Annotated in this window: 4 protein-coding genes; all 4 read right to left on the bottom strand. The window is 74.6% G+C overall.

Going from position 1 to position 3,194, the window contains the following annotated elements; genetic code table 11:
* Nucleotides 1–1,141 (bottom strand): AMP-dependent synthetase/ligase (locus tag ACTUAL_RS22785; RefSeq protein ID WP_440901663.1); only part of this gene is annotated, 1,141 nt, incomplete at its 3' end.
* Between the two features lie 163 nt (nucleotides 1,142–1,304).
* Complete coding sequence (locus ACTUAL_RS22780; protein ID WP_440901662.1) at nucleotides 1,305–2,030, bottom strand: AraC family transcriptional regulator; 726 nt, start codon at nucleotides 2,028–2,030, stop codon at nucleotides 1,305–1,307.
* A 32-nt stretch (nucleotides 2,031–2,062) separates the two neighbouring features.
* A complete protein-coding gene (locus ACTUAL_RS22775; RefSeq protein WP_440901661.1) occupies nucleotides 2,063–2,353 on the bottom strand; it encodes a putative quinol monooxygenase in 291 nt (96 codons plus the stop codon).
* Between the two features lie 87 nt (nucleotides 2,354–2,440).
* Nucleotides 2,441–3,043: a TetR/AcrR family transcriptional regulator gene (locus tag ACTUAL_RS22770; RefSeq protein ID WP_440901660.1), complete on the bottom strand. Its 603-nt coding sequence runs from the start codon at nucleotides 3,041–3,043 to the stop codon at nucleotides 2,441–2,443.
* Between the last annotated feature and the right edge of the window lie 151 nt (nucleotides 3,044–3,194).

Raw genomic sequence — 3,194 nt, 5'->3', positions numbered from 1 at the left:
CGGCGCTGGACTCGGCCAGGCCGTAGCCCTCCAGCACCACGAAGCCGAGGCCCCGGTAGAAGTGGCCGAGGCGCTCGCCGAGCGGGGCCCCGCCGGACAGGGCGTAGGCGGCCCGGCCGCCGAGGACCGCGCGGAGCTTGCCGTACACGAGCCGGTCGAACAGCTTGTGCTTGAGCTTGAGCGCCAGTCCGGGCCCGGAGGGGGTCTCCAGCGCCCTGCTGTACGCGATGGACGTGTCCACCGCCAGGTCGAACACCTTCTGCTTGCCGCCCGCGACGGCTTGGGCGCGCGCCGAGTTGTAGACCTTCTCGAACACGCGCGGCACGGCGGGCAGGAAGGTGGGCTGGAACGCGGTCAGCGCGGCGGGCAGGTCCTTGAGGTCGCTGACGTGGCCGAGCTTGACCGGCGCGGCGAGCGAGCAGAGCTGGATGACGCGGCCCAGCACGTGCGCCAGCGGCAGGAACAGCAGCGAGGAGGCGTCGTCGTGGAACAGCGGTCGCAGCCGGGCGATGGTGTTGCCGCACTCCGCCAGCAGGTTCCGGTGGGTGATCACGCAGCCCTTGGGGCGGCCGGTGGTGCCGGAGGTGTAGACGATCGTGGCCAGCTCGTCCGCGCCGAGGCCCGCGATCCGCTCGTCGAGCACCTCGTCGGTGACGGACGCTCCGCCCGCGTCGAGCTGGTCGAGCGCGCCGTCGTCGATGGTCCAGACCTGCTTGAGCGCCGGTAAGCCGGGCCGGACCTTGGCCACCAGCGAGCGGTGCGCCTCGGTCTCCACGACGATGGCGACCGCGCCGGAGTCCCGGCGGATCCCCTCGACCTGCTCGGCCGACGAGGTCTCGTAGACGGGCACGGGCACCGCGCCCGCGCCCCAGGCGGCGTAGTCCAGGACGGTCCACTCGTAGCGGGTGCGCGACATGATCGCGACCTTGTCGCGCGGCCCGACGCCCGAGGCGATCAGCCCCTTGGCGGCCGAGCGGACCTCGGCGAGGAACCGGGCCGCGGTGACGTCCCGCCACGCGCCGTCGACCTGGCGGGCGAGGAGGACGCGGTCGGGCTGCTCGGCGGTGTTGCGGATGACGGGACCCAGCAGGTTGTCCTCGGCGGGTACCTCGTAGAGCGGCGGGATGCTCTTTTCGCGCAAGGCTCTGCTCCTCCTCGACACAACGGCGTGCTAGGGCGGGGGAGCCAGTCCAGCACGGCGGGTGCGCGAACACCAGGATTCGCACCGGGGGCGGCGGGGCGCTTCGGCCGTGCGGCGCAGGGCGTTGGCCCGACCCGCGCCAGAACCGGGCCAGACCCGGGCGTCAGAGCCGGAAGCTGGCGCGGTACTCGCCGGGCGTGCGGCCGGTCAGGTCGAGGAACGCGGCGTTGAACGCGGACAGCGAGCTGTAGCCGACCGCGTGGGCGATCGTGGTGATCGGCTCGTCGCCCGCCAGCGCCTCGATCGCCCGCAGCAACCGCATCCGGCGCAGCACCGCGCGCCACGTCGTGCCGGTCTCCTCGGCGAACCTGCGGGCCAGCGAGCGCGGCGCGAGGCCGACCTCGGCTGCCAGGTCGGTGAAGCGCGGGTCCTCGCCGAGGCGTTCTCCGGTGAGCCGCAACGCCTCGCGCAGCTCGGCCGACCGGCCCACCGGGACGGACACCGGGGCCGGGTGCTCGGCCAGCCGCCAGGTCACGGCGGCGAGCGCGGCGAAGAGCGGGCGGGCGTAGGCGTCCAAGGGGTCGGCGGAGGCGGGCAGGGCGGCGCACTCGGCGAGCAGGTGGCGGGCCAGCGGGGTCAGGTCGAACACGGCCAGCGGGGCGGGCGGCGGCGGGGCGAAGCCGGGGTGCAGCAGGACGGAGGCGGTGGTGACCGGGACGGGCACGCTGACCCGGATCGGTTCGCCCGCCTCGATGAGCGCGGCGCGCGCGGGCGGCAGCAGCCAGGCCCGGCCGCCCGCCTCCAGCCTGAGGGTCCCGGTGGAGGCGCACAGCAGGTAGTGGTGGTCGAGCCGCAGGTCGCGGGTGGGCGCCGCCGGGAAGGAGCGCACGACGCTGCGCGCCTCCCGGCGGTCCGGGGCGGTCAGGCGACCACGTCCGGCGGTTCGGCGCGGAAGCGCCTGCTGACCGGTGGTTGGGCCAGCAGCGGGCGGACCGAGGCGCCGAGGCGGGCGAAGGGCTCGGACGCGAGGTAGCCGTCGAGCGCGGCCTGGTCGGTCCACTCGTGCAGGACGGTCGCGCGGTCCGCGTCCTCGCGGGAGGCGCAGACCCGGAAGTCCAGGTTTCCCGGCATGGCGCGGACGCGGTCGCGCTCGGCGTCGAAGTGGGCCAGGACGGTCTCGCGGTGGGCGGTGCGCAGTTCGACGAGAGCCACGAGCACGGTGGTCCCCCCTTGCGGATCGGTGCGGATGCCTTGGTGGCACGGGGAATCCTCGCGCGGCGGACCGCCGTCGCGCCTCCGTCAGGCGGACGTGTTCGCGCTCGTGGCGGCCAGTCGGGGCGCGTGGTCGAGCAGGACCTCGGCGGCGGCGCGGGCGTGGCGGCCGTAGTCGGGGTCGTTGAGCACCATCGCCCGGCTGGCCACGCCGTCGGACAGGGTGACGAGCTGCTCGGCGAGCGCCTCCGGTTCGGCGATCCCCAGCTCGGCGACGAGGCCGGTCGCCAGTTCGAGCATCACGAGCTTCTGCGCGCGGGCGAAGGCGTGCGCGCGGCCGTCCGGGTCGGGGTCCTCGGTGGCGGCGCGCAGGAACGGGCACGATCGCACGTCCCCGTCCCACAGGCCGAGGCCGAACATGCCCAGCAGCCGCTCGCGGGGCGGGGTTCCGCTGTCCCGCAAGGCGTCCAGCATCGTCGCGCCGGAGTCGAGGAGGTGGTCGAGCTGGGCGAGGACGAGGTCCTCCTTGGTGGGGAAGTGCGCGTAGAGGGTGCGCTTGGAGACCGGGGCGGCCTCGGCGACGTCCTCCATGGTGGTCGCGGTGATGCCGCGCTCGTCGAAGAGCCGGACGGCCGCCGCCAGAATCCGCTCCCTCGCGCCCCTGCCCGCCCGCGGCCCGGTGTCTGCCACGACCGCCCAGGTCAGGACTTGCTCCGGCGGGCGGACACCGGCGAGTCGGCCAAGCTCTGGGAGGATGTGCGGGAGGCGTTCAAGGCCTTTCAGCGAGCATCCCGTATCCAGGACACCGATGCCCAGATTGCGGCGCTGTCCGATCTCGACG

The sequence above is a fragment of the Actinosynnema sp. genome (assembly GCF_052038725.1).
Note: the sequence above shows the minus strand (reverse complement) of the source record. Positions and strands in the feature narration are given on the sequence as shown.